Genomic DNA, 26,089 nt, shown 5'->3' on the forward strand with positions numbered 1-26,089 from the left:
GGCACGTGATGCCCGTTAGCCAAAAACATGATACAGATCATTTTTCGGCTTCGCTGGTAGTATCATCATCCAGCAAAATGCGCACAGATGGAGTGTAAAGATCATTGTGCTGACCCTTGCGCTGCGCCCAGAAAAAGGCGCACAAAAACCCCAGCGCCAGCAGTATGCTGCACCCTATTAAAAAATAAATTATGCTCATAACAACTTGCGTTTTTTTGCTGCCACATGGGTGGCAATACTGGTGAATGATATGATGGTGGCCGTACTCAGCGGCATCAGGATGGCCGCGGTAAGTGGCGATAGTTTGCCCGTTACCGCGAAGCTTAAACCGATGAGGTTATAGGTAAGCGATATAAAAAAGGATATATGGATCACCTTCACGGTATCCTTGGCAAATTTTAAAAACCTCGGAAAACTTTTTAACGACCGCCCATCCAGGATGGCATCACTGCCCGGCGAAAAGTTGTTCACGTTATCGGTAATGGCTATACCCAGGTCGCTTTGCTTTAACGCGCCTGCATCATTCAGCCCATCGCCCAGCATACTTACTTTTTTGCCCCGGCTTTGCAATTCTTTGATAAAATCGAGCTTTTGCTGTGGCGATTGCCTGAACAGCATATTTTGGCTGTGATTAAAATAAGGCAGCAACTCGTTACGCTCATGATCCTGATCGCCGGACAATAAATAAAGTTTGTACTTAGGTGATAACGCTGCCACATCCTCCAATCCCTCACGGTACTGGTGATTAAAGCTGTAATAACCCTGGTAAACTTCGTCAATAACTACATGTACCTTGGTGGTGTTGCTTAGCTCATAGCCCCCGTCCACCACAAAATCGCTGCTGCCTATGGCAACCAAATGTTCGACAACCACGGCTCGGATGCCTTTGCCTGGTACTTCTTTATAAGCCGATACCGGCAAAATAGCCCCTACCCCCAAATAAGCGCAAATTTGCCTGCTAAGCGGATGCCCGGAGTTGATGCAAACGCTTTGCACCAGTTGCCGCTGTGCAGCGGTTAGCGTGGTGCAGTCGGTAAGTATTTTATTGTTGCTGCTGGTTATGGTGCCTGTTTTATCAAATACTAATGTATCGATGCGGGCTAACTGCTCAACCACTGCGGTATTTTTGAGGTAAAAAAAGTTGCGGTCGAATACGCTCAAAGCGGCCGACATGGTGAACGGTGTGCTCAGCGCCAGGGCGCAGGGGCAGGCCACTATCAGCACGGCGGTAAATGCGGATAATCCACGCTGCCAATCGAACGGTAACCAAAACAACAGCGAACCAAAGGCGATAATGAGCAGTACGATAGAAAAATGCTTGCTCACCCGCTCGTTAAAGGTTTGCATCCGGTTATCCTGACTGCGGGTAAAAGCCTCATTGTTCCACAACTGGGTAAGATAGCTTTGCGATACGGGTTTTACAATTTCCATCTCTAAAGCCTCGCCCATCTGCCGACCACCGGCATAGATGATCTCGCCAAGCGTTTTATTTACGGGTGCCGATTCGCCGGTTACAAAACTAAAATCAATCATGGCGTTGCCTTTTAATAAGATGGCATCGGCAGGAATGATCTCGTTATTACGGATGCGGATGCGCTGACCCACTTTCAGATCAGCCAATGGAAGCGGCTTCTCCCCTTCTTCGCTTATCACCTGCACCGCCACCGGGAAGAATGACCGGTAATCGCGCTCAAAAGATATATGGTAATAAGTTTTACGCTGAACGAACTTGCCTACCAGCAGAAAGAATACCAGGCCGCAAAGGGTATCGGCAAAGCCGGGACCGGTATGAGTGAGTATCTCGGCAACGGTGCGTATAAACAATACGGCGATTCCTAATGCCAACGGGAAATCAATATTCAGAACCTTATTTTTCAGGTTGTGGTAAGCCGATGTAAAGTACTCGGTACCGCTGTAAAAGGTTACCGGCAGAGCAAATACGATATTAAGCCAGCCAAAAAACTGGCGGAAACTTTCTTCTTGTCCTGACAAACCCAGGTATTCCGGGAAACTGAGCAGCATCACGTTACCAAAGCAAAATCCCGCAACGGCTATTTTGCGTACCAGGTTATCCTTTTGCTCGGTAGATTGTTTTTTGACCACATCCTGCAGGTTAATGAGCGGTTCGTAGCCAATATCAAACAGCAGTTCAACCACTTGGCGCAGGGTTATCTTATTATTATCAAAACGGATGTTCACCTGTTTCTTCAGGAAATCGATACGGCTGTAATAAATAGCAGGGTTAAGGCGGTGCAACTGTTCCAGCAACCAGATGCACGAGCTGCAATGGATGTAAGGAATATAAAAAGTAACGATGGTTATACCGCCATCTGTAAAATCAACCAGGTCGCTAATGATCTTCGGCTCGTCCAGGTACTCAAAGCGCTTGTCGGTACGGGCGCGGTTCGCTCCGGGATGCTCGTTGTAATTATAATAATTACACAACCCGCTTTGCGATAGTACCTGGTACACGCCCCGGCAGCCTACGCAGCAAAACTCCTTATCGTCAAATTGATAGGTGGTTTCTTCACAATCCTGGCCGCAGTGGTAACATGTTGATTTTACAGTGGTATTAACTAACATAATGGCTCGCTTTAGTTAATACAAAAATGTGCTAAGCGCCCCACCCTTTAAATGATGCAACAAGGGCTTAAAAGTGATGTGCATCATTTTTAAGCCCTTTAAGTAGATGTGTTTTAAAAATTAGGCGCGATAAAACGTTTGCTGGCACACGGGTAAACCAACAGCGGTATATCAATATGCTTGGCGGCGTGGTGGGTATGGCTGCGGCTGAACAGCTGATCAAAAAAATTATGCTCGCGGTGTACAATAGCCAGCATATCAACCAATCCGTGCTCGGCTATCCATTCCAGTCCGTGGTTAACGTCAGCATTTTGCACATGGCGGTAAAACACATTGCTGTAGTTTATGCGGTTGGTAACATCGCGCAGGTAGGCGTCAACCTTACCTTCGTATTGGTAACTGTTGTTGGTTACATGGAACAGCACCAACTCTGCCTTATAGTATCGCGCCAGGCTGGCAACCGACTGCACCACCTCTATTTCCTGATCGCTCAGATCAGTAGCTATAGCTATGCGCCTGATTAGTTTGTACGCATACTTTGGTGGCACCAGCAGCAGCGGCACCGTTGTTTTGCCTATCATATCATTACTGGTACTGCCCAGAAAAAACTTTTGTACATCCCCCGCGCCGGATGCGCCCATCACCGTTAGGCAAACCCTGTCCTCAACCGCTTTTTCGTTTATCATTTCGGCTACGTTACCTGCGGAGCTTTCACAGGCGGTGAGCACCTCAACGCGTCGGGTTTCATCGGCATGGGTGAGTTGGCCGGCCAGTTTGTTTAATTCGGCGGTGGTGTTTTCAACCACGGCATTATAATCATACAGCGGCCAGGCCACTTGCGGTGCCAGGGGCGATTCAGCCGCGATGCGGAAACTGTTGAACAACTTTACACGAGCGCCTATGGCTCCCGCTAATTTAACGGCATATTGTGCGGCGTTTTCGGCAGCAGCCGAAAAATCGGTAGGGACGAATATGGTTTTCATAACGATGAGTTTTAATTCGTTTACAATATCACTAATGGATATTGCCACAAATATCAGCCCAAGTAAGTTAGGAAATAGTGATGAGGGTCAGGGGATTGTGTGATGGGAAGCAGGAATTTGGAACTTATAGTATACTTTCAAATATTTATACAACACTCATCTAAAATTTTGCGTCATAAAACATATCACTATCCCCATTTTGTCGGGTAGTTTGTTTCAAAAAAAGACTTAATAGTTTGAAAAAAGCTTTTATATTTTATTGGTAGCTCGCAAAATATTTAAAATGAAATTTTGGTTGATCATAAGCCTTATTAAATGCTACCAATGAGAGTTAATAAGCACACTTTTTTAGGGGCGAAACAACTTTCCCAATCCATCACATCCTCATGTAATGCAATGCAACATGGCCTGATTTAAAGGGAATGGTATCAACCAGCTTAAGGTTAAGCTTTTGTTGAAGGCTGCCGGCAACCAGTAGCGGTCTGCCATGACCGACGACTACCGGGTGTACCACCAAGTTAAATTCATCAATAACATCGGCGGCTATCATCTCAGGCAGCATACTCACGCTATCCACAGTAATACTTTTGCCGGGCTGCTGCTTTAATTTCAGGAGTTCGGCCACGGGGTTTTCACGGACGATGTGGGTATCTTTTCGTGCGTTTTCGAATGTTTTTGAAACTACTATCTTATCAATGGCAGTGAACCTTTCGGCAAATCTGTTCTCGGCCGGTGTGCCCGACTGATCTTTTGCTACATCAGCCCAATAAGGGAACATTAGCTCATACATTACCCGGCCAAAAAACACCAGGTCTACATCATCCATAGTACCGGTAAAATAATCAAGTAGTTCTTCACTCGGACTCATAGCGGTATGGTCGCAATAACCATCAAGGCTAATATTTATTCCGAATTTTACTTTTCTCATTTTAAAGTTTTTTAAGAGTTTTATCAAAAGTAAAGCATAGCATTATACATCCAGAGGGCAATAAGCGACAAAAAGAGAGGGTTTTAGGCCACTCGTAGCTTACCGCACGCGCCCTTCGACAGGCTCAGGGTGACAGGCCACCTACACGTTTTCTTATATTCTGCTATCTTTAGCCACCATGCTATCTAACCAATTAAATGCTAAACCCCATTACCAAATACTTGACGGGCTGCGCGGCGTTGCGGCGCTTATTGTAGTTACCTTTCATATTTGCGAGGCACATGCCACCAGTAAGTTTGATATGATGATCAACCACGGTTACCTGGCGGTTGATTTCTTTTTCCTGCTTTCGGGCTATGTAATCGGCTACGCTTATGACGACCGTTGGGGCAAGCTCACCGTCGGCAATTTCTTCAGGCGCAGGCTGGCAAGGCTGCAGCCCATGGTTATTGTCGGCATGATTATCGGTGCCATCTGCTTTTACTATTCCGATTCGCCGCTGTGGCCCAACATACATACCGTACCTGCCTGGAAGCTGCTGGTGGTTATGCTGGTTGGTTTTACACTGATACCGGTACCTGCATCGTGGGATATACGCGGCTGGCAAGAAATGCACCCGCTGGATGGGCCGGGCTGGTCGTTATACTTTGAGTACATTGCCAATATATTATACGCCCTTGGCGTGCGCAAATTACCCAAGTGGGCATTATCGATTTTGGTGATCGCCTCGGCAGCTTTGCTGGTACACTACCTGTTAACCGGCCCCAACGGAGACGTTATTGGCGGGTGGACACCCAACCTGGAGCACACCCGCATTGGCTTTACCCGCATGCTGTTCCCATTCTTCGGCGGTTTATTGTTATCGCGTATTACCAGGCCTATCTATATTAAAAACGCTTTTTTGTGGTGCACTGTTATGCTGGTTGCGGTGCTGGCCGTACCGCGCATTGGCAGTCCCGAAAATGTATGGGCAAACGGCTTGTATGAATCGCTGGTCATCATCCTGGTATTTCCGCTGATTGTGTATATGGGTGCCAGCGGACAGATCCATAGCACTAAAGGCAAACAGGTCAGCAAATTCCTGGGCGATCTGTCGTACCCTTTATACATCACCCATTATCCTTTTATTTATGTTTATACCGGCTGGGTTAGCAGAGATAGGGGCATGAGCTTGGGCCATGCATTGCCATATGCCGTACTTACCTTCGTGATATCGGTATCGGTAGCTTATGCCGCGTTGAAATGGTATGATGAACCGGTTAGAGCATGGTTAAAACGACGGACGCTAAAAGCCTAACTGGTGGATTTATTTTTTATCAACCTCGTCAACAATGGACCTGATCATGCTATCCAGTTCCTTTACTGAATCCTGCAGATATTGCCATTCGGTTGTTTGCGGGGCATGGCCATCGGCATTTATCAAATCCATCAACCCGAGTATGGATGCTACCGGCCTGCGCAACTCGTGCGATTGCATAAAGGCTATGTTTTGTAACGATTGCTTTTGCATCTGCACCATCTCTTCATTCTGTATGCGGCGCGTTATATCAATAATGTCGACAGACACACCAATAATCTCACCCTCGGCATCAAAAGCAGGTTCAAACTTTACCAAAAACCAGGCATCTGCACCGTTGCTTTTCAACTTGCGCTCATCAAACACGGCTGTACCGCGCAGCGCCGTATTGTAATCCCGGTAAAAGAGGGCTAAATGATCGGGGTGAATGTAGTCGGTCATTTTTTTGCCCCGCTCCAGGCTGCGCCCGTAGGCCGAACGTACGTGATTGTTCCAGGCTTTATTAAAGGCGAGTATCTCAAAGTTGCGGTTCAATAGCAAATGCTGTTCTACCGAGCTCTCAAAAAACGAGCGCAACTCAATTTCTGTACGCCGCATTTCAGCCTTCTGCGCTTTAAGCACCAGCACACTGGCTTCAAACTCCAATATACTGATCACCTGTCGGGCAAGTATATCCAGCATTTCGGCCTGCTTGGGCGACAGGTCCGACGGCCGTTTTCCTATCACACATAGGCTGCCTAAATCATATCCATCATGCGTGGTTAGCGGTACCCCAGCGTAAAACCTGATATGCGGATCATCCAGCACCAGCGGATTGGCGGCAAACCGCTCATCAAGCATAGCATCCTTAACAATCATCGTCCCCTTATTGCCAATAACATGATCGCAAAAGGCGTCGCAACGTGGCGTCTCACTAAAATCAAAGTTGTGCTTAACCTTAATGTGCTGCACATCTTCATCAATAAAAGTTATCAATGCCGTTGGCTGTCCGCAAATGTATGCAGCAAGGCGGGTTATTTCCTGCAGCTGATTTTCATAATCTACGGGCAATTGCAAAAACCGTTTAACCGTTTGCAACCGTTCAAGCTCTTTGAGGGGCATATATAGTAATTTGAATGGTTGAGCTGCTTACCAATAAAGCATTACCGATAAGTACGGTTTTTAATAGCCTTTGGTTGTAAAAAAAATTAATTAAAAGGGTAAAAAATTAGCATCCTGCTGTAAAAAGCTAAAAAGCTGGAAGCGCCTTTAAATTATTTTGTTTTGCTTTGCACATACTAAATACATTTCAACATGGAGATTAACCTATTTGAAAAACAGGTTTACACCAACCGCCGCGAAGTACTGAAACAGCGTTTTGGCAACGATGGCATTTTGCTGTTTATGGGTAATGAGGAAAGCAGCATGAACTATAAGGATAACACCTTTCCTTTCCGTCAGGACAGCAGCTTTTTGTATTATTTCGGGCTTGATGTACCAGCGCTGGTGGCTACTATTGATACCGAGACCGGCGAGGAGGTCATTTACGGAAACGAACTTACTATTGATGATATTGTGTGGACAGGTACGCTGCCCACTGTTAGCGAAATGGCCGGCATGGTAGGCATTAGCCACACCAAGCCTTACAACGCGGTAGCCGACTATATACAGCATGCCATCAGCAAAGGCCTTAAGGTGCATATACTGCCACCCTATCGCCCGGAGAATGTAATTAAGCTGGCCAGCTGGTTCGGCAAAAACACAGCTAAGGTTAAAAGTTTGGTTTCCGAAAAGCTGATCCGCACCGTGGTTGGCCAGCGGGTTATCAAATCGCCGCTTGAAGTTGCCGAGCTGGAGAAAGCCGTAAACATCAGCATTGATATGGAGCTGGCTGTTATTAAAAACGCTAAGCCCGGTGTTAAATGTTACGAGCTGGTATCGCATGCGCACCAGGTGGCTATCGCCAATAATGCGCGGTTGGGTTATCCGGCCATTATTACTACACAAGGGCAAACACTGCATACCCACTATTATGGTCACGAACTTAAGGATGGCGATATGGTGTTGAGCGATATAGGCGCCGAGAATGCCATGCATTATGGTGGCGATTTAACACGTACTTTCCCTGCCGGTAAAAAATTCACCGCCAAACAGGCCGAGCTTTACAATACAGTGTTAAACTCAATGGATCATGCCATCAGCATGTTGAAACCAGGCGTCAGGTACCGGGATATTCACTTTGCCGCCTGTGAAAAATTAGCCGAGGGCCTGGTGAGTGTCGGGATAATGAAGGGCGATCCGGCTGAGGCTTTGGCGGCGGGCGCGCATACCATGTTTTTTCAATGCGGACTGGGCCACATGCTGGGTATGGATACACACGATATGGAAGACCTCGGCGAGCAATTTGTTGGTTATACCGATGAATTGAAAAAAGAAACCAGCATCTTCGGACTTAAATCATTACGCCTGGGACGCGAGCTGCAGGCCGGTTTTGTGCTCACGGTTGAGCCGGGCATCTACATCATTCCGGAGCTGATAGACCGCTGGCAGGCGGAAAACAAGTATGCCGGCTTTATTGATTACAACGTACTGAACACCTACCGCGATTTTGGCGGCATCCGTATTGAAGATAACTTCTTGATAACCGAAACAGGCAACCAGCTATTAGGCAAATACCTGCCAAAAACCCTGCACGAAATTGAGGGTTTAAAATAACATCCTTTATAATTAAGGCTGCTTAGTTGATAGGCAGCCTTAATATACGCTCCAGCTCCGGTGCTACCTTATTGTTAAAATAAACACTTACTGATGCGGTATGGCTTAGCTGTCCGCTGCTTCTGTTTTCGGCATAAGTGCAGGCCGATTGATACAGGTATTTAAAGGATATGAACCTGATGTGAACGTTGCTTTTTTGAAGTAGACCTTGTTCAAAATTATCATATATCGGGTTAAGCAGGTTGATCAACTCGGTACGGAAGTCCTGCGCCTGAAAAATGGATGGCGACCGCAGGTAACGGCAAATCACACTCGCCTTTTCAGCGTTGTGGGTATTAAAGGCAGCCAGTAAAGCCCAAAAATCTTCGGTTTTGTGTTCACGATAATCGTTACGGTAAGAACGTAAAGATAAAAAGAGCGCCAGGCTATCGAGGCTTGATTGCAGACAGATCTGCATTAGATTGCCTAGGTTGCCATACTTAGCTACGATGGAATAACGCTTGGCATTAGCTGCCACGCCTACCTGATCGAGCGTTAATTGCTCAAACCCGTATTTGCTGATTAGCCTGATAGCGCTGTCAACAATTTGCTCCTTGCTTTTTGATGTTTGCCTTTGCGTGGTTCTTGTAATCATGACCGGTTGATTTGATATTTTGTGATTGTGATGAATTACGCGCTTTAATAACTAAAAATTAGACACTTTGCGTATTTGTGTCGAAATAACAATAAAAAAATTTACGTTAATCCTTTATGTAAAATCTGGGCTAACCAGTTTATCTTTTCTTCAAAATTCTGAAGCTTGTTATAGAGCACAATTTCCTGTTCGTAGCTTTTAAATGCAGTTACAAATATTTCGGCCAGGAACGTGCTATCTTCCGTACTCAACTGCGCGATCTCATTGTTAGCCTGCGCCCATTGTATGATGTTGTTGAGTATGGCAATCTCGTTATCCTGCAGCTTATGGGTTTTGGCAGCCAACAATGATGGATCCTGCCTGAAATCCTCAGTTACAAGCTCATAAGATGATACTATTTTTTTAAGGTTACGCAGCTTTACACTGTAGTAACGCTCAATATTCACCACGAAAGTAGCGTCAGGACTTATCACTTTTTGGCATTCTTTTAATAACTGGCCAAACAAGCGATGCGATACCGCATCAAATACTTCCATCTTGTTACGGAAGTAATAATACAGCGTACTCCTACCCTTACCACTCGCCTTTGATATATCCTGCATGCTCACCCGCAGATAGCCATACTTCTGAAACACCTCTTCGGCAGCGGTAATTATATCCTCACGAACCTTATCTATAGCTTCCGCTTTAATCATTAGACAATTTTACACATTTTGTCGAAAATAAAAAACTTTTACCGGTCAATTCCGTAATATTTTTTTCTTAGCCGACTTATCATCTTAACCAGCAATATTAAAGCAGGTACTTCTACCAATGGCCCTACAACACCCGCAAGTGCCTGCCCTGAGTTAATACCAAACACACCAACAGCAACCGCTATTGCCAGTTCAAAATTGTTACCCGTAGCAGTAAATGCAATGGCGGCGTTTTGCGGGTAAGCGGCTTTAAAGCGTTTAGCTGCAAAAAAGCTGATTACGAACATCAACACAAAATAAATTATAAGCGGCAAAGCAATACGCAACACATCAACAGGAAGTTTAACAATAACTTCGGCCTTTATGCTGAACATAATTATTATAGTAAACAGTAAAGCGATTAAGGTGATGGGTGATATCATCTTAATATACCGGTGCTCATACCAATCGATACCTTTAAATTTTACAAGCAGGTACCTGCCTGCAAAGCCAGCGATGAAGGGCAGGCCCAAATATATAAAGGTTGACTGCGCCACATCGGCAGCGCTTACATTAATATTTTCGGCCTTAAAGCCAAACCATGGCAAAAAAACAGTTATAAAAACGTAAGCATAAATGCTATACAACAGCACCTGAAAAACACTGTTAAGCGCCACAAGCCCGGCGGCGTATTCCCTGCTGCCATCAGCCATATCATTCCAAACAATTACCATAGCTATACACCTGGCCAGGCCAATCATGATTACGCCTACCATATAATCCGGCCGGTCATGCAAAAACAATATGGCAAGTGCGAACATCAATACAGGGCCAACTATCCAGTTCAAAAAAACCGAAAGGCTTAATAACTTAATGTTGTTAAATATACGCCCTAGATACTCATAGCGCACCTTGGCCAGCGGCGGGTACATCATCAAAATTAAACCAACGGCAAGCGGTATATTGGTTGTTCCTGAAGCATAGGCGCCCACTGCCGCCGATAGTTCAGGCATTAAATAACCCAACAGTAACCCTATGGCCATTGCTGCAAATATCCAAAGGGTCAAAAATCTGTCGAGCAGGCCTAAACGCTTCGTTTTTGAAACATTACTAATTGCCATACTAAATATTTACGTAATGGTCAGCAAAATTGAACGCGTAAGTTTTTATCATATCACGTATCTGCCGGAACTGCTGCATAATTTCATCCGGGGTACCCGTTGCCTTTGCCGGGTCCGGAAAGTTGTGGTGAAAGCGTTGCACATTGCCTGGAAAGTAGGGGCATGCCTCGTTAGCGTTATCGCAAACCGTAATTACGTAGTCAAAGTTTACATCGCGGTATTCATCCACATGGTTTGATGTATGGGCGGATATATCAACCCCATCCTCAGCCATTACCTGAATAGCCTTAGGGTTAACGCCATGTGTTTCAATACCGGCACTGTAAATATTGGCTTTGCCGGCGCTAAATAATTCAAGATAGCCATGGGCAATCTGGCTGCGGCAACTATTGCCGGTGCACAGTACTAATATATTCTTCATAAAATCACCTTCCTTTTAACAACAACCAGATCCGGGAGTACAGCATGACGACGCTGCCAAATTTTGCATTTGCACTTTAGTAACCGGTTCAACTTCAGGCGTACCACAGCTGCCACCGCGCTCAATAGCTTTGCATTGCACGGTATCCGGCCTCAAGTCTACTATCAAATCATTTCCAACAATATTGATGCTCTTTGGTATAAGTTGCCGCGTATCAAACCGCTGGTTACCAAATTCAATTTTAACTTTAGCCGCGGGATGCAGGGGCATAGCTTTCTCAACAACGTTGATTATAGCCAATGCTTTTTCAACTTTCATTGCCTCGTTGTTACCTTCAGTTGTGGGCTCCCATAATTGCATAACCACTTCTGTCCATACGTTCATCACTCCGCCGCAATCAACCGACGTAATTGGCGCTTGCTTAATTTCTGTGATATGGTAAGATGCATCAACCCACTGCCCTTCGGCGTACTGAAATTGTAATGCCAGCCCTTTATGAGCTGTTAATTGATCTTTAAAAGTTTGCCAGTTCATTAGTTTTAGCTTTATTGTATTATTGCAATATTGCGATCATTATAATCAAAAAATTTAACAGCAGCTATTTGCTGTGCCTTTATAAGAGTTGAAAAATCCCTTTAACGTTTCGTTTAGCGCCTTCCATGCCGATGGCTCAATGCAATAACAAACACTTGCACCATCAATGTTGCCCTGTATAAGGCCGGCGTTCTTCAATTCTTTTAAATGCTGAGAGATGGTGGCCTGCGCCAAACCCAGCTCCTCTACCAAATCGCCACAAATACAGGCGTCGGCTTTTATAATATGCTCCAAAATAGCTATGCGCGCCGGGTGCGCTATGGCTTTAAGCATAACCGCCAGTTGATTTTGTTCTTTGGTGAATATTTCAGTTTTAGTCACACCCATACATCGCAATATTACGATTAATATTAATCATTGCAAAAAATCAAAAAATAAAAGGGCCCTTAAATAATTAAGAGCCCTTCGATATATGTGGAGTTAAGAATTTTAAAAATCGAACTTCACAAAAAACCGCACGCCATTTTTGGCAATGCCCGGATGATCAAGGTAAGAGAAACGCTTAACATAGTCAACCCGTAAAACCTTAAATATGTTAGATATACCTACGCTGCCTTCCATATACGGCCCGTTGTTTAATGAGTAGGTAATTGGCGCACCCGTTTCGGTACTTATCGGGAAGTTATATAGCTGCGGGTTCAACGCCGGGTTGTTCTCGTTACGTATACCCCCCCAAAGACTTTTAAAGTCGATCACCTCACGCCATTTCAGTTTTTTCAGCAATGGCACTTTGTTAAAAATAAAGCCATTAAAGCTATGATCTATGTTGATTGCCGCATAATGGTCGCTCACGAATTCCAAAAAGTTCATCAGGTTGTACGACTGGAACTGGAACGCATACGATTGGTTGGCCCGATGTATATCCAGCAACGGGAATGGCGCCTGGCCAAATATGTTATTACCTTCAAGCCCTATATCGGTATAACCGAATTGCGACCAGTAGAAACGCTTGGTGATATTTGCTGTAATGCTTTGATAGTTATAATCGCCGCCAAACAGATCCTTCACGCCCTGATTATATTGAAGCGTAAATATTGGATACTTATCAGGTATCGGTGTACGGTATAGCTTTCCCTGATAGAATTTCTCAAACGGCGCGTAACGCAATTGCAGCGAGAGTTCAGTAGTACTTAGTGTGCGTATATTGTTGGGCTGGCCGTTTACTGTGTTTTGGAAATACAAAGCACCTGCCGGACTTTGCGACCAGGTTTTGAAGCCAAGGTTGTACGAGAAGTGATTGCGGAATTCATGGACATAATCCAACCGGAAAATGTCGTTATACAACCACATATCGTTATTGCCACGCTTGAATGATAACAGGAAGCTGCTCTCCTGCACAAACTGCAGCTCCTGTCCCGGAATTTTGGTATCGTGCTGGAAGCTTGCCCTTATGTAGTTTTGCGGGAACCGGTAGATCGACTTATTGTTGAGCGAATATGTCGCACTTAAAAAGTACTTGAATTTTTCATCCTTAAAACCATAAGCGCCGTAAGTTTCAAAGTAATAACGCTCGCTTAACGCGGTAGTGGTACGGCCACCTAAACGTAAGCGGAAACCCTCAACCGGGTTAAAGCTGTAAAATGTATTTACCGGCCCAACTTCAAACGGCCCAAAGTTTTTATACCCGGCAATAAACAGGGTGATTAAATCCATTGTGCGTTTAAACGACGGGATGGTTTGCAGGCTATCAATATTCTTATAGATATCGCGCTGCTGTACGGATAACGTATCTAACCGGTTTGACTGCCAGAACATATCGCTTTTCTCTTCCGCGTCCTTCGCGAAAACCACAGCCGAACCCTCGTATGTAGTTTTTGGCAGCGGCTTGTTAACCGTAAAATCCTGAATGGTAACGGTGCGTTGGCCAAAAATACCGCCGCCTTTATTTTTGTTTAAACCGAAGTCCATTTTCAGGTCGCTTCCGCTCAGGTGATAACGGCCGTCAGGATTTTTTTCGAATGACAGCGTTGCCATCATCTTACGCACAAAGTTAAGGTTGATGTTTTTATTGACGGTTAGCACCGCGTTTTCAACTGCGTAGTTACCATCCAAAGTTACATACAGCCTGCCCTCAAATAACATATCCGTGGTGTTGCGTGGCGTAAAGCTTAACTCAACCAGTTGCGGGCTTTGATCCTTAAGTGTATCAGTAATAAAGAACTTGTAAAATGCCGGTGCCGAATTTGCTATCGGGCTTAATATTTGGTTACTCAACAATGAGATATTATTATCGTATATCTCGATGTCCTGGTACATGCGGTTAAAGTACTGCTGCAAGCCTTCGTTATCAATAAAGTTCTCATCAAACTTTACCTGTTTGTGAGCGGTAACTATTTGCTTTTTGCTTTCCGGATCTTTACGATAAAAATTATCTGAAAGCCTTTCTTCCATGTACATAGGCAGCAGGTTTTTACCACCGATAGCAGTTGAATCCTGCTCCTGGAACAGAAACTGGTAATTACGGAACATCTTCCGGTTCTTGAACTTGTCGGACAGGTTGCTCAACGAAAAGAACATCTTTTCGTACTGCTTGTATTGGGTATAATCATAAGCTTCTGAACGGTTTTTATCCTTATTGGCAATAACCTTACGGATCAGCTCAACAGCCGGGTTATTCTTGTTGGTATATTTTTTCTTTTTACCGCCTTTTACCACTACTTCGGTAAGCAGTTTGGCATCGTTACCCATTACAATATCAACAGTTTGCTCGCGGCCGGGCAATATATTTTTTACCACGGTTCTGTACCCTACATACGATGCTTGTAACTGGGTATAAGTACCATTGATAGTGATCTTGTAATGGCCGTTCATATCGGTATTAACACCTTGTGAGGTGCCTACCACAGCTATCGAAACATAAGGCAATGTTTCTTTGGTCTTGGCATCGCGCACGGTGCCCTGCACAACCGTATTTTGTGCAAAAGCAATAACTGTCAGCAACATAAATAGCGCTAACAAACTAAATTTCTTATTTACTTTAATTAGTATTTTCATTTTATTATTCACTCAATTTACCTCCCGGCAAAAGGGTGCTCAAAGATAAATACAATACCGCACGGATATTTCCCGTGCGGTATTGCAGACGAACATCGCTTTGCAATATTTTAATGAGTTATTAATTATTGCAATGTTTTTGACAATGCCGTGTTTATTTCCAACCGCCGCCGAGCGACCGGTACAGGTTAACAATAGCCTGTAGCTGCTGCAATTTGTCGCCTACGCTGTTAAGCTGTGCGGCAAGCAGGCTTTGCTCTGATGTTAACACATCGGTATAATTTGTTGCCGAGCTGTAACGCAGCAACTCTTTGGTAAAATCAACAGATTTCTGTAGTGCCTCTAATTGTTTAGCGCGTGATGTTTGCTTTTCAACCGCGGTTTGGTAAGCATACAAAGCATTTGAAACTTCAGAACCGGCAGTGAGTACGCTTTGTTGAAAGGCGTAGTAAGCCTGCTCCTGCTGTGCTTTAGCTGTGCGTAACCTCGCGCGGTTTTCCCCTTTTGAAAAAATAGGCTGAGTTAAGCCACCAACTATGCTATAGAATATGGAATTATCAAACAGGTTTTTGATCTTCAGTGACGAAACCCCGCCCTGCGCCGTAATAGTTAAAGCCGGGTAGAAGTAGGTACGCGCTACGTTCGTATTTTCAAATGCGCTGCGAAACGCGAATTCCGCCTGCTGCACATCGGGCCTGTTTTTTAACAATTGCGACGGTATACCTACCTGCATATCGGTGTAAGGCTTCTGCTCGTCAAGCGAGGTTCGTTTGATAGCGCCCGGCGCACGTGCAAGCAGTATGCTCAGGGCATTCTCCGTTTCGCGGATACTGCGTTTTAAATCAGGTATGGTAACCTCGGCAGCATAGCGATTAGCCTCACTTTGCACAACGGCTGCACCAGTAACAATCGCGCTTTCCTTTAAAGCCTTCATGGTCTCCACATCGGTAATGCGGTTCTTCAGGGTTTGTTCGGTAATAGCCAATTGCTTATCCAGCGCAAGCAGGCTATAATAGTTGTTCGCGATATTGGCTATCAGTTGCGTTTGCACGGCACGCTTGCCCGCATCACTCGCGAAAAAGTTGGCCAGCGCCGAACGTTTTGAACTGCTCAGCTTACCCCATATGTCAGCTTCCCAACTGGTGCTTAAGCCCAACTGATGCGTAGTGGTAGTCAATATAAACGAGTTGGCAAACTCCGGCGGAAAATTCAACCCCGCTAATGATTGCTTGTTACGTGTAATAGTTGCATTACCTGATAGGCTCGGGAAAAACGCCGCCTTGGTTTGCTGTACGGTAGCATAAGCCTCGTTAATGCGCTGCATAGCCGTTTTAAGGTCGAGGTTGTTTTGTACGCCCTCTTTTATTAGTCCCTGCAAAACGGTGTCGGCAAACAACTGCTCAACAGGTACAGTAGCTATTGATGTGGTATCGTTGATAGTAGTATCACGATACAACTTATCCGTTTGTACGTTAAGGTTTGGCTGCTGGTACTTTTTGGTAACGCACGATGAGATGATCATCGCTGCTGAAAGCGCTGCAAGTACCGGCCATTTATATCTCTTGATCATTGTTATGATTATTATCTTTTATTCAATAAATTTCAATACGGTAATTAGGCCACAACCACTTCATCGTCCTCATCATCTTCTTCCTTTGCCTTATTGCCGCTGATGCGCTCCTGAAGGCTCTGGAATATGACGAACAGCGTCGGGATAACAAACACACCGAACACCGTACCGATAAGCATACCACCTACCGCGCCGGTACCGATTGAACGGTTACCCTCGGCACCCGCTCCCGATGCCAGCATTAGCGGAACTAAACCCAGTATGAAGGCGAATGACGTCATCAAAATCGGGCGTAAACGGGCTACTGCACCGTCAATAGCGGCCTCAACAATACTCAACCCGGCACGGCGGCGCATTACCGCGAACTCCACGATAAGAATTGCGTTCTTGGCCAACAAGCCGATGAGCATGATGAGCGTGATCTGTAAATAGATGTTATTTTGTACTCCGAATATCTTGGCAAACAAGAATGCTCCTGCCAAACCTACAGGCAGCGATAACAATACCGCGAAAGGTAAGATGTAGCTCTCGTACTGCGCGCTTAATAAAAAATATACGAATATCAAACAAAGTCCAAAAATGAACAGCGTTTGGCTTCCGCTTGAAATCTCCTCGCGGCTAAGGCCCGAAAATTCGTAACCGTAACCGGTTGGCAAAGTTTGTGCAGCCACTTCTTGCACCGCTTTAATGGCATCACCCGTACTAAAACCAGGCTTAGGCGCACCGGTAATAGATATTGAAGTGAACAGGTTGAAACGGCTGATTGATTCCGGACCATATACTTTTTTCAAGGTAACAAACTCTGATATCGGGGCCATTACATTATCGTTGGTGCGCACAAATATCTTGGTCATGCTTTCAGGGCTGCCACGAAAACCGGCATCAGCCTGTATCATTACACGGTACTGTTTACCAAACTCATTAAAGTTTGAGGCGTACAAACCACCGAAATAACCTTGCAATGTACCCAGTACAGCGTCAACGCCAATGTTAGCGTCTTTACACTTGGCCACATTTACATCAACCTCATACTGTGGGAAGTTGGTATTAAAGAAGGTCGCCCCGTACTGAATCTCAGGACGCTGATTTAACGCGCCCAGGAACTTACCATTCACGGCCATAAAATCGGCTATGCTGCCGCCCGTACGATCCTGCAATTGCAGTTCGAAACCACTACTGTTACCAAAACCCTGTAACGATGGCGGGGCGAAAAAGATAATCTTGGCTGATTTGATACCCGCCGTCATACCAAACATTTTACCGGTAACCGCGGCAACACTATGCTCGGCGCCTTCACGCAGAGACCAATCCTTCAACTTAATGAACAAGATACTGTACGAACCGCCGGCACCGCTTAATAAACCAGTACCCGCAACACGTGTAACCGATTCAACCTCGGGCAGTGCCTGTACCATTTTACCAACCTGGTTTGATACCTCGATACTGCGTTCCAGCGATGCTGCCGGTGGCAAGCTGATATCGGCCATGATAAAGCTTTGATCCTCATCGGGCACAAAACCGCTTGGCGTAGTTTTTAACAGGAACCAGAATAACACCGCGAATACCGCGATACCAACAACAGCAATCCATTTTTTTACAGACAGGAAACCTACCGAACGTTTGTACTTATCGGTAACGGCATCAAACCCGGCGTTAAAGGCGGCATAAAAGCGGTTAAGTAAACCTGTTTTATGATGCTCACCTTCCGGATGCGGCTTTAATAACAAGGCACACAAGGCAGGGCTAAGCGTTAACGCGTTAACCGCCGATATGATAATGGAAATAGCCAGTGTTAAACCGAATTGCTTATAGAATACACCTGACGAGCCGGTAATAAAGGTAACCGGTATAAACACCGCTGCCATTACCAGGGTAATGGATATTACCGCACCGCTGATCTCGCTCATGGCAGTCACGGTTGCTTTCTTGGCTGATTTTGCACCATTATCCAGCTTGGCGTGTACCGCCTCAACTACTACGATGGCGTCATCCACCACAATACCGATGGCCAATACCAACGCAAACAACGTTAACAGGTTAATGGTAAAGCCAAACAGTTGCAGGAAGAAGAATGTACCCACAATAGCTACCGGTACCGCGATGGCCGGAATAAGCGTCGAGCGGAAATCCTGCAAGAAAACGAATACCACGATGAACACGAGTATAAACGCCTCGATAAGCGTATGGATAACCTTTTCGATTGATACGTCAAGGAAATCATTCGCGCTGAAGATAGGCGTTACGGTTACGCCGCGTGGGAAAGTTTTTGAAGCATCGTCAAGTGTTTTCTCGATCTGCTCAATCATTTCGTGCGCGTTTGAACCGGCAGCCTGGTATACCGCAAGCGCTATGGATGGCTCGCCATTGGTTTCGGTAGTAACACTGTAGCTTAAAGCGCCCAGTTCAACACGTGCAATATCTTTAAGGCGTAAAAACTGACCGTTACCCGCAGAGCGGATCACGATGTTCTCAAATTCAGCCGGCTTTTTTAAACGGCCTTTATATTTCAGTACATACTCGAAAGATTGGTTACTGTTTTCACCAACCTTACCCGGTGCTGCCTCAATGTTTTGTTCTGCAAGAGCAGCGTTAACATCAGCAGGTATTAAGCCGTAAGTAGCCATAACATCCGGCTTTAGCCAGATACGCATGGAATAATCCTGCGAACCGAAAGAGATAGCGTCGCCCACACCATTAATACGCTTTACCTGCGGCAATACGTTAATGGCGGCATAGTTCTGCAAAAAGGTTTGATCGAATGATTTGTTTGAGCTTTGCAGCGCGAACACCATCACCATACTGCTTTGCTGCTTGCTGGTGGTAACACCGGCCTTGGTAACCTCGGCAGGTAACAACGGCGTAGCTTTTGACACCCTGTTCTGCACGTTTACTGCGGCAAGGTCAGGATCAGTACCCAGTTTAAAATAAACGGTTATGGTTGCTGTACCATCATTACTGGCTTTGGAGGTCATGTAGGTCATGTTCTCCACACCGTTTATCTGCTCTTCGAGCGGTACAATAACACTGTTCATCACCACCTCGGCATTCGCGCCGGTGTATGATGCCGAAACCTGCACCGTTGGCGGCGCAATTTCGGGGTATTGAGATATTGGCAGCGTGGTTAGCCCCAATATACCCAGTATAACTATGATGACCGATATAACAGTAGAGAGTACCGGCCTTTCAATAAATTTGCGTAACATATTTTGTTGTGCTGAGGTTGCAAGGACATAATCAATGCCCTTTAAAATTCGTTATTACTTTACGTCTTTGTAAGCAGCTTCGCCACCTTTGGTATCAGGCTGTATGGTCATGCCGTCCTGCAGGTTGGCCACACCATCAAACACTACGGTTTCGCCTGCCTTTAACCCCTCGGTAACTACAAAGTACTGGCCTGCGGGTGCCTCAACAGTGGTGATCTCCGTGCTTTTTACTTTTCCAGCTTTATCAACCACGTATACAAAGCGCTTGCCCTGCAACTCAAATGTTGATTTTTGCGGAACCAGTACACCATCCGTAATATTTTGCGGTATACTGATAGTTGCGCTACCACCACTGCGGATAAGCCCTACCGGGTTAGGGAAGGTTGCCCTTAATTGAGACGAACCTGTTGAAGTATTGATCAACCCATTGGCGGTTTCTACTCTGCCTTTTTCAGGGTATTCGGTACCATCGGCCAGGGTTAAGGTAACAGGTGGCAATTGCTTTAATTTATCATCAAGGGTTTTGCCTTTATTATGCCTTGAAAAATCAAGCAGTTGTTTCTCGTTTAACGAGAAGTAAGCATATACCTTACCGATATTTGATACCGTAGTAAGTGGCTGTGCGGTGGTGCTGCTTACCAGGCTGCCCAGTTTATATGGGATAGCGCCAACCACACCATTAACCGGGCTGGTAACCGTAGTATAACCTAAGTTTGTACGCGCGTTTGATAAACTTGCTTTAGCCTGTTTCAATGCCGCCCTGCGCGATTGAAGTGTTAATTCAGCTGATTCCAACTCGAATTTGCTGATAATTCCTTTATCAACAAGCGGACGGGTTTTCTTAACCTGAAGTTCGGCAGCGTTAACGTCAGCCTCGGCACTGCTAATAGAGGCGGCGGCAGTGGCTACTTCCTGTGCATATTGCGGCGCATTAATGCGGAAAAGCAACTGGCCTTTTTTAACCACGCTACCCTCGTCAATGTAAATCTGCTCGATGTAGCCGTCAATTTTTGGACGTATTTCGATATTTTGCTGCCCCTCAAGCGTGGCCGGATAAGTAGCATTGATCTCCGTATTCTGAGGGGTGACTGTAAATACCGGGAAACTTTGCGGCGGCGGAGCACCGGCACCGGCCTGACCTTGCTGCTGTTCGCCTCCGCCACATGCTGCTAATAACAGCATTGCCGAACCTAAACCGGCAACTATAAACGCTTTGGTTCTCATGGTGATGTTTGAAAATTGATATATGTGCATGATATTTAGTGACTTTTGTTATTTGATAAGTTTGGTTAAATTTTGTTAACTGCTATTTTCATTTTTTAAAAAGCATGTTACAGGTTATTTCCTTTCGCTCAAGCATTAGTTTATTAAACTGCTCGTCGTCCAGGTTGTAAAATTGCTTGTACATGGGTTTCATAATCAGCGGATAGATCATCATCGAAAACATATTCATAGAAAAATGTATAGGATCCATTTGCTCGAGTCTGCCTGCATCCATTTCCGCCTTTATCTGCCTCGAAAAATTTTCTACCTTTTCGCTCATGTTCTCTTTATGATAAAGATTACCATGCGTATTCATCTCCGTAATCAAAAAAGTCTCCTGATAAGGATACTCCATTGAGTCGGCCATAAACACATCTATAAAGTCCTCTACCTTTTCTTTAAAGGGCTTTTCCGCTTCCATAACCTGCACCAGGCGCGTGCTCAAATCGTTCATTCCGTCTTCATAAACCTGCTTAATTAATGAATCCTTAGAGCGGAAATAGTAATTTACAAGTGTACGGTTAACACCAGCTGCATCGGCAATATCCTGTGTGGTGGCATGCAAGCGCCCCTCTGCAAAAAACACTCGCTTAGCAGTATCTTTTATAAGTTGTTCAGTACCAGTATCTCTTGTCGCCATAAATTGTTTAACAAAATTGTTAAACATTCAGTTTAAACAGAAATTTTAATTTTACTTTTTGACTTATTTGACAAGTTTGTGATATTTGGCATTCCACACCGACATTATTATTACTTAAAGGATGGCTATACTTGTCCATCCATCAACCTCGCTTACTGATTTAATATGTCTGAAACTACCGAAGAGATACGCCTTGCCGATAATTATAGTGGAAAAGCCGATTGGAGCAAATGGGGCCCTTACCTGTCTGAACGCCAATGGGGCACCGTACGGGAAGATTACAGTGCAAATGGTGATGCCTGGAATTATGTTACACATGATATGGCCCGCAGCAAAGCCTACCGCTGGGGCGAAGATGGCATTGCCGGTATAAGCGATGATAAACAACACATCTGCCTGAGCCTGGCGCTCTGGAACGGCAAGGATGCTATTTTAAAGGAACGTTTATTTGGATTGACCAACCATGAAGGTAACCACGGCGAGGATGTAAAGGAGCTGTACTACTATCTGGATAATACACCTACGCACTCTTACATGAAAATGCTGTATAAATACCCGCAGCAAGCTTTTCCGTATGATCTGCTAATTAAAAAAAATGCCGCCGCCGGCAAGGACAAACCGGAATTCGAGCTGATAGATACCGGCATTTTTGATGATAACGCTTATTTTGATGTTTTCACAGAATATGCCAAGGTGGACATTGACGACATCATGGTGCAATACACTATTCATAATCGCGGCAATCAAATAAGCGCTATTGACGTACTACCGCAGGTATGGTTTCGTAAAATATGGCTGAGTGGGGATGAAAAACCGGTTATCAGGCAAAGCGGCAAAAACGCTTTTGAGTTAACATCAGCCAAAACGGGCACCTACTACCTGTACTTCGAGCAGCCTACCAATACGCTGTTTACCAATAACGAAACCAACCGGAACCGCTTATACAAAGTGGCTAATGAATTGCCGCATGTTAAAGACGGTTTTAACGAATACGTGGTTCGTAAAAATAGCAACGCCGTCAACCCTGACAAGACAGGCACTAAAGCGGCGGTATGGCATCATATTGAGATAGAGGCCGGAGGAAATGCGGTTGTCCGTTTACGTTTGAGCCGGGTAGCTACCAACGCCCCATTTACCAGCTTCGACGAAACCATGGCAGCAAGACTTGCCGAAGCCGACGAGTTTTATGCAGCTAAGCAAACCAAGGTAGCATCAGCCGACGCAAAACTGGTGCAGCGCCAGGCCTGGGCCGGGCTGCTATGGAGCAAGCAATACTACAAATTCAACGTAAAGCGCTGGCTTGATGGCGATGCCGGAAAACCTGTACCACCAGCCAGCAGGCGCAAGGGGCGCAACGCCAACTGGAAACATTTTGTAGCCGAGGATATTTTACTGATGCCCGATAAATGGGAATACCCTTGGTTTGCCGCCTGGGACCACGCCTTTCACTGTATTGCCGTTGCCCCGGTTGATGCCAACCTGGCCAAAAAGGAATTACAGATACTGATTGGTGTTAACCACATGCATCCCAACGGACAAATACCGGCCTATGAGTGGGATTTTAATGACACTAACCCACCGGTACAAGCCATAGCTGCTTTACAGGTGTACGAAATGGAAAAAGCGGCGACCGGCAAAGGCGATCAGCTTTTCCTGGAAACCGTATTTCAAAAACTGCTGCTCAACTTTACCTGGTGGGTTAACCGTAAGGACAGCGAGGGCAATAACATTTTTGAGGGCGGCTTTTTAGGATTGGATAATATCGGCATATTTAACCGCAGCCAGCCCGTTCCCGGCGGCGGATTTTTGGAGCAGGCCGACGGCACCAGTTGGATGGCCATGTACGCCCTTAACATGATGCGCATGGCGATGGAACTGGCCGTAACCAACAAGGCGTACGAGAGCATGGCCATTAAATTTGCCGAGCACTTTATGTACATAGCAGGATCTATCGCCAATATGGGTGAGGAATCTGAAGGTTTGTGGGATGATGAGGATGGTTTTTATTATGATGTGTTAAAAAAACCGAATTGTAGCTGGGAGCGATTAAAGTTACGATCAATTGTTGGGTTGATACCGCTATTTGCCGTTAGCGTATTTAAAGAAAACCAGTGGCAGCAACTGCCAGAATTAATCCATAGGTTAGAGTGGTTCAAGGAACAACGGCCTGACCTGGTAGCGCTGGTGAGCCGCTGGCGGGATGTAAACGGCGATCAGCATCTTTTCTCGCTGTTGCGAGGCCACCGCATGAAGTTGCTGCTGAAACGGATGCTTGACCCGGAAGAGTTTTTATCAGATTACGGCATCCGCTCGCTGTCAAAAATATACGAGCAGCAGCCCTACAAATACATGCTAAACGGTGCCGATTATTCAGTTAAATATATTCCGGGTGAAAGTGACTCGAACATGTTTGGCGGTAACAGCAACTGGCGCGGGCCGGTATGGTTCCCATTAAATTACCTGATCATTTGCTCGTTAAGGCATTTCCATGAATATTATACGGATGATTTTAAGGTAGAATACCCTACAAGATCGGGGCAATACCTTACACTTTCGCAAATTGCGGATGAATTGAGCAAGCGTTTGCAGAATTTATTCCTGATAAACTCACAAGGAGAACGCCCGGCAAACGGCGGCCGCGTTAAATTTAATACGGATGAACACTTTGAATCTTACATTCCGTATTATGAATACTTTAACCCGGAAACTGGTGAAGGTTTAGGCGCCAGCCATCAAACGGGATGGACCGCCTTAGTAGCCTTGCTTTTTTGAACCAGTGAGCTCGCGCCCAGTATAGCGGCATCGGCCTCTTTTAAATCACTTAAAAGTAACTTAACCCGCTCCCTGAAGGCAGGAAGCAGGTTAAGTTCCATATGTTTTTTAGCCGGCTTCAACAAATAATCGCCCGCCTTTATCACACCACCGAACAACACAATGGCTTGGGGTGATGAGAACATCACAAAATTGGCCAGGGCTTCGCCTAATATCCTGCCCGTTAAACTATAAACTCTTTGAGCAAGCTTATCACCCTTCAGGGCACATTCGTTTACCACTTTGGCGGTAATATCATCTACTTTAAACTCACGCAGTTTACTATCGGGGTAAGCCTTCTTTTTCAACTGCTCCTTCGCGGTAATCACAATTCCTGTTGCAGAGCAATAGGCTTCAACCGAGCCACGCGAGCCTGTTGACCAGTGCTTACGCCCGCCTGGCCTTATGATGGTATGCCCCAGTTCACCTGCAATACCGTTGCAGCCGTAAAGCAAACTACCATTAACTACAATACCGCTACCAACACCGGTACCAAGCGTAATCTCGATAAAGTGCTGCATGCCCTTGGCTATGCCATACTGCATCTCGCCCGCGGCTGCGGCATTGGCATCATTGGTCAATATGCAAGGCAGATCAAACTTTTCCGTCATCAGCTTAGCCAGCGGCACTTCATCTTTACCCCAGGGCAGGTTGGGCGCATGGTCAATACAACCGGTGTAAAAGTTACCGTTAGGTGCGCCCATACCAATACCTTTTACGGTTTTATCACCGTGCTTTTTAATAAGCGGACTAATGTTTTCATACAATGCATCAACAAACAATTCAACGGTAGTGTAATCGGTAGTTTTTATTCGCCCTTCGTCAAGTATATTACCTGCACTATCAACCAAACCAAACTTGGTGTTGGTACCACCAACATCTATCCCTACTACAATCTCGTTGCTGTTTGCTGCCATTAGTATAAATTACCGTTTTTATTTAGATGCCTTTGCTTCGTCAGATAGTTTTGAGGCCGCGCCTTCATCAACCATCCACATCAGTTTGCCGCTTGCCGGGGCAAGCAGTTGTGATGGGTATTGCTCAAAATTACGCTCGCCCTCCAAAACCTCATGCAGTGCCGATGCCTTGTTGGCACCAAATACCAACACCGCTACCTTTTGCGCTTTATTAATAAAAGGCTCGGTAAGGGTTATGCGGTACATTTGCTGTGGCTCCAGGTAATAGGCATCCACCCATTTGGTACGTTCGTGCAGCACCTCGGTATGCGGGAATAATGATGCAGTATGCCCGTCCTCGCCCATGCCTAATATCAGCAGATCAAAATTGGCTTCATCTTCACCAAAAAAGCCTCTTAATATCTGCTCATAGTCGGCAGCGTAAGCCTTGGCATCCTTATCATCGCTCCACATCGGGAAGATGTTTTGTTTAGGGATAGGCACATGGTTAAGCAGCGTTTCAAAAGCCATTTTAGCGTTGCTCTTCTCGTCTGTTAACGGTACCCAGCGCTCATCGCCCCAAAATACAAATACCTTGTTCCAGTCAAGCTGATCCTGGTATTCGGGCTGGGCCAGTATTTTGTGCAGCGTTACGGGCGATGAACCACCTGTAAGCGCCACGGTAAACCTGCCGTTTTTAGCAATTGCCGATGTACCGGTACTGATAAACAGATCGGCAAGGGCGGTGCAAAGCTCTACGTTATCTTTAAATATACTTATCAT

At 45.5% G+C, this 26,089-nt stretch carries 21 protein-coding genes; 3 read left to right on the forward strand and 18 right to left on the reverse strand.

What is annotated here, in order from left to right:
- Positions 1-37: 37 nt before the first annotated feature.
- From ccoS to LT679_RS09475, 4 genes are all read right to left on the reverse strand, one after another.
- Complete coding sequence (ccoS, locus tag LT679_RS09460) at positions 38-199, reverse strand: cbb3-type cytochrome oxidase assembly protein CcoS (protein ID WP_232177225.1); 162 nt, start codon at positions 197-199, stop codon at positions 38-40.
- Positions 196-2,583 (reverse strand): heavy metal translocating P-type ATPase, encoded by a 2,388-nt coding sequence (locus LT679_RS09465; protein ID WP_232177226.1) that lies wholly within the window; start codon positions 2,581-2,583, stop codon positions 196-198. Before LT679_RS09465 ends, ccoS begins: the two co-directional genes overlap by 4 nt.
- 113 nt (positions 2,584-2,696) lie before the next feature.
- Positions 2,697-3,566, reverse strand: coding sequence for a universal stress protein (locus tag LT679_RS09470; RefSeq protein ID WP_232177227.1), 870 nt, complete (start codon positions 3,564-3,566; stop codon positions 2,697-2,699).
- Between the two features lie 376 nt (positions 3,567-3,942).
- Positions 3,943-4,494, reverse strand: coding sequence for a dihydrofolate reductase family protein (locus LT679_RS09475; protein ID WP_232177228.1), 552 nt, complete (start codon positions 4,492-4,494; stop codon positions 3,943-3,945).
- Positions 4,495-4,672: 178 nt separating this feature from the next.
- Here LT679_RS09475 and LT679_RS09480 point away from each other — a divergent pair, with 178 nt between their 5' ends.
- Complete coding sequence (locus tag LT679_RS09480) at positions 4,673-5,791, forward strand: acyltransferase family protein (protein WP_232177229.1); 1,119 nt, start codon at positions 4,673-4,675, stop codon at positions 5,789-5,791.
- A gap of 9 nt (positions 5,792-5,800) precedes the next feature.
- On the opposite strand, the gene LT679_RS09485 is transcribed toward LT679_RS09480, so the two are convergent.
- Positions 5,801-6,892, reverse strand: coding sequence for a GAF domain-containing protein (locus LT679_RS09485; RefSeq protein ID WP_232177230.1), 1,092 nt, complete (start codon positions 6,890-6,892; stop codon positions 5,801-5,803).
- 192 nt (positions 6,893-7,084) lie between these two features.
- On the opposite strand from LT679_RS09485, the gene LT679_RS09490 reads away from it, so the two are divergent.
- On the forward strand, positions 7,085-8,485 hold the full coding sequence (locus tag LT679_RS09490) for an aminopeptidase P family protein (RefSeq protein ID WP_232177231.1): 1,401 nt from the start codon (positions 7,085-7,087) through the stop codon (positions 8,483-8,485).
- A gap of 22 nt (positions 8,486-8,507) precedes the next feature.
- Here LT679_RS09490 and LT679_RS09495 read toward each other — a convergent pair whose 3' ends face one another.
- The 11 genes from LT679_RS09495 to LT679_RS09545 all read right to left on the reverse strand — a co-directional run bounded on the left by LT679_RS09495 (position 8,508) and on the right by LT679_RS09545 (position 21,599).
- Positions 8,508-9,119 carry a TetR/AcrR family transcriptional regulator gene (locus tag LT679_RS09495; RefSeq protein ID WP_232177232.1) on the reverse strand — a complete coding sequence of 204 codons (612 nt, stop codon included), beginning with the start codon at positions 9,117-9,119 and terminating at the stop codon, positions 8,508-8,510.
- 101 nt (positions 9,120-9,220) lie between these two features.
- The gene (locus tag LT679_RS09500) at positions 9,221-9,814 is read right to left on the reverse strand and encodes a TetR/AcrR family transcriptional regulator (protein WP_232177233.1); all 594 of its coding nucleotides are present in this window, start codon (positions 9,812-9,814) and stop codon (positions 9,221-9,223) included.
- Between the two features lie 38 nt (positions 9,815-9,852).
- Positions 9,853-10,914 (reverse strand): ACR3 family arsenite efflux transporter, encoded by a 1,062-nt coding sequence (gene arsB, locus LT679_RS09505; protein WP_232177234.1) that lies wholly within the window; start codon positions 10,912-10,914, stop codon positions 9,853-9,855.
- 1 nt (position 10,915) lies between these two features.
- Positions 10,916-11,335 (reverse strand): arsenate reductase ArsC, encoded by a 420-nt coding sequence (locus tag LT679_RS09510; RefSeq protein ID WP_232177235.1) that lies wholly within the window; start codon positions 11,333-11,335, stop codon positions 10,916-10,918.
- A gap of 15 nt (positions 11,336-11,350) precedes the next feature.
- Positions 11,351-11,869: a DUF6428 family protein gene (locus LT679_RS09515; RefSeq protein WP_232177236.1), complete on the reverse strand. Its 519-nt coding sequence runs from the start codon at positions 11,867-11,869 to the stop codon at positions 11,351-11,353.
- 54 nt (positions 11,870-11,923) lie between these two features.
- Positions 11,924-12,256, reverse strand: coding sequence for an ArsR/SmtB family transcription factor (locus LT679_RS09520; protein ID WP_232177237.1), 333 nt, complete (start codon positions 12,254-12,256; stop codon positions 11,924-11,926).
- A gap of 102 nt (positions 12,257-12,358) precedes the next feature.
- Positions 12,359-14,923 carry a DUF5686 and carboxypeptidase-like regulatory domain-containing protein gene (locus LT679_RS09525; RefSeq protein WP_232177238.1) on the reverse strand — a complete coding sequence of 855 codons (2,565 nt, stop codon included), beginning with the start codon at positions 14,921-14,923 and terminating at the stop codon, positions 12,359-12,361.
- 154 nt (positions 14,924-15,077) lie between these two features.
- Entirely contained in the window at positions 15,078-16,493 is a 1,416-nt protein-coding gene (locus LT679_RS09530) for an efflux transporter outer membrane subunit (RefSeq protein WP_232177239.1), read from the reverse strand.
- A gap of 44 nt (positions 16,494-16,537) precedes the next feature.
- Positions 16,538-19,696: an efflux RND transporter permease subunit gene (locus LT679_RS09535; RefSeq protein ID WP_232177240.1), complete on the reverse strand. Its 3,159-nt coding sequence runs from the start codon at positions 19,694-19,696 to the stop codon at positions 16,538-16,540.
- A gap of 54 nt (positions 19,697-19,750) precedes the next feature.
- On the reverse strand, positions 19,751-20,920 hold the full coding sequence (locus tag LT679_RS09540; RefSeq protein WP_232177241.1) for an efflux RND transporter periplasmic adaptor subunit: 1,170 nt from the start codon (positions 20,918-20,920) through the stop codon (positions 19,751-19,753).
- 88 nt (positions 20,921-21,008) lie between these two features.
- Positions 21,009-21,599: a TetR/AcrR family transcriptional regulator gene (locus LT679_RS09545; protein ID WP_232177242.1), complete on the reverse strand. Its 591-nt coding sequence runs from the start codon at positions 21,597-21,599 to the stop codon at positions 21,009-21,011.
- Positions 21,600-21,764: 165 nt separating this feature from the next.
- Here LT679_RS09545 and LT679_RS09550 point away from each other — a divergent pair, with 165 nt between their 5' ends.
- Positions 21,765-24,371 carry an MGH1-like glycoside hydrolase domain-containing protein gene (locus tag LT679_RS09550; RefSeq protein WP_232177243.1) on the forward strand — a complete coding sequence of 869 codons (2,607 nt, stop codon included), beginning with the start codon at positions 21,765-21,767 and terminating at the stop codon, positions 24,369-24,371.
- Here LT679_RS09550 and LT679_RS09555 read toward each other — a convergent pair.
- Positions 24,332-25,327, reverse strand: coding sequence for an ROK family protein (locus LT679_RS09555; protein ID WP_232177244.1), 996 nt, complete (start codon positions 25,325-25,327; stop codon positions 24,332-24,334). The two genes, LT679_RS09550 and LT679_RS09555, sit on opposite strands and share 40 nt — an antisense overlap.
- Before the next feature lie 18 nt (positions 25,328-25,345).
- Entirely contained in the window at positions 25,346-26,089 is a 744-nt protein-coding gene (pgl, locus tag LT679_RS09560; protein WP_232177245.1) for a 6-phosphogluconolactonase, read from the reverse strand.

The organism is Mucilaginibacter roseus (assembly GCF_021215455.1).
Classification (GTDB): domain Bacteria; phylum Bacteroidota; class Bacteroidia; order Sphingobacteriales; family Sphingobacteriaceae; genus Mucilaginibacter; species Mucilaginibacter roseus.